Here is a 4,417-nt window from a genome sequence, read left to right as displayed (position 1 = left end):
GGGCTCGGCGGGCTTGAGGAGGTCGAGCACGTCGCGCGGCTCCTGCGTGCGGCAATCCAACCAGCGGGCGAAATCGCGTTCCTCGATCACCACCGGCATGCGGTCGTGGATATGGGCGGTGCCGGCGTTGGCCCGCGTGGTGAGGATGGCGCCGGTGTCCATTTCCGAACCGCCCGGCTCGGCATAGGTCTCGATCAGCCCGGCGAAGGCAACCAACCCGCCATGCCTGGGGCGTATCCAGTAAGGCTGCCCCTTCTTGCCACCGGTTTGCCGCCATTCATAAAAGCCGGACGCCGGCACCAAAGCGCGGCGATGGCGCATGGCGGCCTTGAACGACGCCTTTTCGGCAGCCCCTTCGGAGCGCGCGTTGAACAGCAGCGGAAACTCGCGTGTATCCTTCACCCAGGTCGGGATCAGCCCCCAGCGCACCAGCATTGGCTGCCGGTCCGGCAGATTGGAGCCCGGCGCCTGCGGAGGGCCGGCGACCGCCATCAGGATCGGCTGCGTCGGGGCGATGTTGTAGCGCGCCGGGAAATCCTCAAGCCCCGCCACGTCCAGAAAGGCAGCGGTCTGATCCGGCGTCGCGGTCAAGGCGAAACGTCCGCACATGGTCGATTGGTGCCCTTCGAAAGGTTCGGCTTCTGAAAGTGGCGATGGAACCGGCGTTGCGCAACCGCTAAAACTTGTCCACGCTGGCCGGTCCACAACTGACCGGCCTTCAGCCTGATTGGGAATCCATGAACGAAGCGCGCAAAATACTTCCGGCAGTCTCGGTCGCCGTCGTGCGGGCAGACACCGTGCTTCTGGTCAAGCGAGCCCGGCAACCGTCGCAAGGGCTCTATGCCTTTCCGGGCGGCAAGGTCGAACCTGGTGAGACGCTGGAGGCAGCGGCAGAGCGCGAACTTCAGGAAGAAACCGGTTTGCGTGCCACAAATTATCGCCCGCTGCGGGAAATCCGCATCGACGGCCGGGATGACAGCCACCCGGTCGATTATCTCCTCACAGTCTTCGGCGCCGCCTATGCCGGCGGCGAGGCCGTGGCCAGCGACGATGCGGAGACGGCGGCCTTCTATACGCTCAGCGAGATGGCGGCGCTGCCGCTGGCAGGCTCGGTATTCGCGGTCGCCGAAGACTTGTTGGCCCCCGGCGGAAACGCCGGACTGCTGTCCTGAAATCAACTTGCGGGCCACAAATTGTTTCGCCACAAAGACTTATGCTGTTTAGCAGAGCCACGCAGCTGGTAGAGAAGGCTTATGAATCGTCCATCCATGCTCCTCGCCGTGTGTCTTGCGGTCGGCGCGACCGTTTCGATACGGCCCGCGCTCAGCGCCGAGTCGCCGTTCGAGCCCGGGTTGATGCGGCTGGCGGAGGTTCTGGGCTCGCTGCATTTCCTGCGCAATCTGTGCGGCGAAAAGGGCGACCAGTGGCGTGTCGAGATGACAAAACTGCTCGATTCGGAAAATCCGGACGCCGAGCGGCGCGCCCGCTTCATTGCCAGCTTCAATCGCGGCTACCGCTCCTTCGGCGGCACCTATACGAGGTGCACGCCCTCGGCGACCGAAGCCATCAGCCGCTACATGAAGGAAGGCGAGACGCTGTCTCGCGACATCGCCTCGCGTTACGGCAACTAATGCATGTCGCCCAAAAGTGGCTGCGGTTTTGGGAGAACGACACGCATAAAAACGAAAACCTAAAGCGCCTCGCCTGAATCCGTTCAAACGCAGCGCGCTTTAGGCACTCGCTCATCGACAACTATCCGAACCATTGCTGGGTACAGCCGATATATCGGCTTGTGCCAGGCGATATCTTGGTGCAATCCTCATGTTGCACTTCTGCAACAGTATTAACGAAACCCTACCGCGCGAAAGCGGAATTAACTCAAACTGAAGGTTTTCGCCCCGCAGGCCGCCCCAATCGGCTAAGTTTGACTCGAACTGAACGCAGTTTCGCACAAGGCAATCGGGCTTTGTAAAAGACGATCAAAAAAATGTCGTATTTACAAATACTTAATTGTCCCTGGGTGTGAAATGAACAGATCAGGCCTGATCCACATCAATGGATCGCAGCTTGAAAGGGTGGACATTCGCTTATGGAACATGGTGTCAACGACATCGACGCGCTGGTCAGGGAAGAAAAACGCTTGACCGCCGTGGAAAGCCACAGCGAGGCCTGGGCGGAAGGTCTCTCCGCCGGGATAGAGCCCGAGATCATTGCCGAAGCAGCGCTCGAAACAGCCTTCGGCGAGATGTTGCGTGCCAATGGCGAGACCTCGGCCCTTGCCCTGCTCGACCGTATGCGTGAAAAGGTGATTGCTGGCGCCTTCGAACCTGAACGGCTGCGGCACTGAACCGACGTCCGGTTCTTTGACGGCAATATGCCGCTCGGGCGTCATGCCCGTAAGCAGGGAGAAACGGGCAGTGAGTTTTTCGATGTCAGGCAAGCCGCGTGGCTTGGTCCTTCGCATCTCTTTCGCCGCTTGCTGTGCCGCGATTCCCCTGGTTGTGTGTCTCGCGATCAGCCCCGCCTATGCGCTGAGCGAAATCAAGCGCGAAGAGCTCCCCCCGACGGTCACGCCGCCGGCCGACGACATGTCGCCCCCCGGAAGCACCGTGCCAATGCCCAACCCGGTCGGGACGCCGCCGCCGTCTAGCCAGCCGACTGCTCCTGCCGAAGCCGAGCCGGACAGTCCGGCGGATGGCGGCGTGACCAGGCCACGCGTCGATCCGGACACGCCGGTGCCCGAGGTCATCTACGATCTCGGCAAGCTGCCGGAACCAGTGCGGCGCATGCATGATTTGATCGTCGAAGCCTGCAAGGGCGGCGATATCGAAAAGTTGCGGCCGTTGATCGGCACGGGCGACAACACAACGCAATTGTCCCTAACCGACATTGATGGCGATGCCGTCGCCTTCCTCAAGGGCCTCTCGGGAGACCCGGACGGCCAGGAAATCCTGGCCATCCTGGAGGAGGTGCTTGATGCCGGCTACGTCCACCTCGATGCCGGCACGCCACAAGAGCTCTATGTGTGGCCGTATTTCTTCGCCCTCCCGCTGGACAAGCTGGACGCCAAGCAGCGGGTCGAACTGTTCAAGATCGTCACCGCTGGCGATTTCGACGACATGAAGCAGTTCGGCGCCTATATTTTCTATCGCGTCGGTATCACCCCTAGCGGACAGTGGTCATTCTTCGTCGCCGGGGATTGAGAGCGGCTCTTCCCACCCACGGGGGTAGGGAGCCTAGCGGGGCAATGCCTCAGAAAACTCCACCGCCCTACCCTGGCTTGGCGTGGCGATCTCGCCTTCCCACATCACGCGGCGGCCGCGAATGACGGTGCCGACCGGCCAGCCGACCACTTCTCTCCCGTCATAAGGCGTCCAGCCGGCTTTCGAGCCGGCCTGCGCATTGGTGATGGTCTGGCGCCGCTTCATATCGACGATGGTGAAGTCGGCCTCGTAGCCGGCAGCGATGCGGCCCTTTCTCGCCATGCCGAAGATCCGCTGCGGGCCGTGGCTAGACAGGTCGACAAAGCGCTGCAAGGTCAGCCGGCCGGCATTGACGTGGTCGAGCATGATCGGCACCAGCGTCTGCACGCCGGTCATCCCCGACGGTGAGGCCGGATAGGGCTTTGCCTTCTCGGCCAGCGTGTGCGGCGCGTGGTCGGAGCCGAGCACATCGACGATGCCTTGCGCAATGCCATGCCAGACGCCATCGCGATGGCGCGCGGCACGCACCGGCGGGTTCATCTGGATCAGCGTGCCAAGCCTGAGATAGTCGTCGGCGCTCAGCGTCAAATGATGTGGCGTCGCCTCGCAGGTCGCGACATCCTTGTGTTGTTCGAGGAACACAATCTCCTCGGCGGTCGAGATGTGTAGAACATGGATGCGGGCACGGGCGTTTCGCGCAATGCGTACCAGCCGTTCGGTACAGCGCAAGGCGGCGATCTCGTCGCGCCAGACAGGGTGCGATGCCGGGTCGCCTTCGATGCGTTCGCCAAGGCGCTCGCGCAGCCGGAATTCGTCTTCCGAATGAAAGGCGGCGCGCCGGCGCGTGTTTCTCAGGATCGACGCCACGCCCTCGTCATCCTCGACCAGCAGGTCGCCAGTGGACGAGCCCATGAAAACCTTGATCCCGGCCGCACCCGGCAGCCGCTCAAGCTCGCCGACATCCCCGGCATTCTCGCGGGTGCCGCCGACCCAGAAGGCGAAATCGCAATGCATGCGCCCCGTGCCGCGCCGGACCTTGTCGGCAAGCGCTGCCTCGCTGGTGGTCAGCGGATTGGTGTTGGGCATCTCGAACACGGCGGTGACGCCGCCAAGCACGGCAGCGCGCGAACCCGTTTCCAAATCTTCCTTGTGCTCCAGTCCCGGCTCGCGAAAATGCACCTGGCTGTCGACGACACCCGGCAGGATATGCAGGC

Annotated in this window: 6 protein-coding genes; 4 read left to right on the top strand and 2 right to left on the bottom strand. The window is 62.6% G+C overall.

Features of this window, described 5'->3' with window-relative positions; all coding sequences use genetic code 11:
• The coding region (locus tag EN879_RS25525) for an SOS response-associated peptidase (RefSeq protein WP_164774571.1) at positions 1-609 on the bottom strand (609 nt) is incomplete at its 3' end.
• Between the two features lie 128 nt (positions 610-737).
• On the opposite strand from EN879_RS25525, the gene EN879_RS25520 reads away from it, so the two are divergent.
• From EN879_RS25520 to EN879_RS25505, 4 genes are all read left to right on the top strand, one after another.
• A complete protein-coding gene (locus tag EN879_RS25520; protein ID WP_013532564.1) occupies positions 738-1,172 on the top strand; it encodes an NUDIX hydrolase in 435 nt (144 codons plus the stop codon).
• 81 nt (positions 1,173-1,253) lie between these two features.
• Positions 1,254-1,631, top strand: a complete 378-nt coding sequence (locus EN879_RS25515; RefSeq protein WP_013532565.1) for a TIGR02301 family protein — start codon at positions 1,254-1,256, stop codon at positions 1,629-1,631.
• A 458-nt stretch (positions 1,632-2,089) separates the two neighbouring features.
• Positions 2,090-2,347, top strand: a complete 258-nt coding sequence (locus EN879_RS25510) for a hypothetical protein (protein ID WP_008874920.1) — start codon at positions 2,090-2,092, stop codon at positions 2,345-2,347.
• A gap of 70 nt (positions 2,348-2,417) precedes the next feature.
• Positions 2,418-3,203, top strand: a complete 786-nt coding sequence (locus EN879_RS25505; RefSeq protein ID WP_164774570.1) for a hypothetical protein — start codon at positions 2,418-2,420, stop codon at positions 3,201-3,203.
• A gap of 33 nt (positions 3,204-3,236) precedes the next feature.
• On the opposite strand, the gene EN879_RS25500 is transcribed toward EN879_RS25505, so the two are convergent.
• A partial coding sequence (locus EN879_RS25500) for a dihydroorotase (RefSeq protein ID WP_127274319.1) occupies positions 3,237-4,417 on the bottom strand: 1,181 nt, incomplete at its 5' end.

Origin of the sequence: Mesorhizobium sp. M7A.F.Ca.AU.002.02.1.1, assembly GCF_003998535.1 — a bacterium.
GTDB lineage: Bacteria > Pseudomonadota > Alphaproteobacteria > Rhizobiales > Rhizobiaceae > Mesorhizobium > Mesorhizobium ciceri.
The sequence above is the reverse complement of the archived record's forward strand: the minus strand, read 5'-3'. Positions and strand labels throughout refer to the sequence as shown.

Bases quoted from the DNA above. Each gene is read 5' to 3' on its own strand.
- EN879_RS25520 (WP_013532564.1), top strand. From the start codon at position 738: ATGAACGAAGCGCGCAAAATACTTCCGGCAGTCTCGGTCGCCGTCGTG.
- EN879_RS25515 (WP_013532565.1), top strand. From the start codon at position 1,254: ATGAATCGTCCATCCATGCTCCTCGCCGTGTGTCTTGCGGTCGGCGCG.
- EN879_RS25510 (WP_008874920.1), top strand. From the start codon at position 2,090: ATGGAACATGGTGTCAACGACATCGACGCGCTGGTCAGGGAAGAAAAA.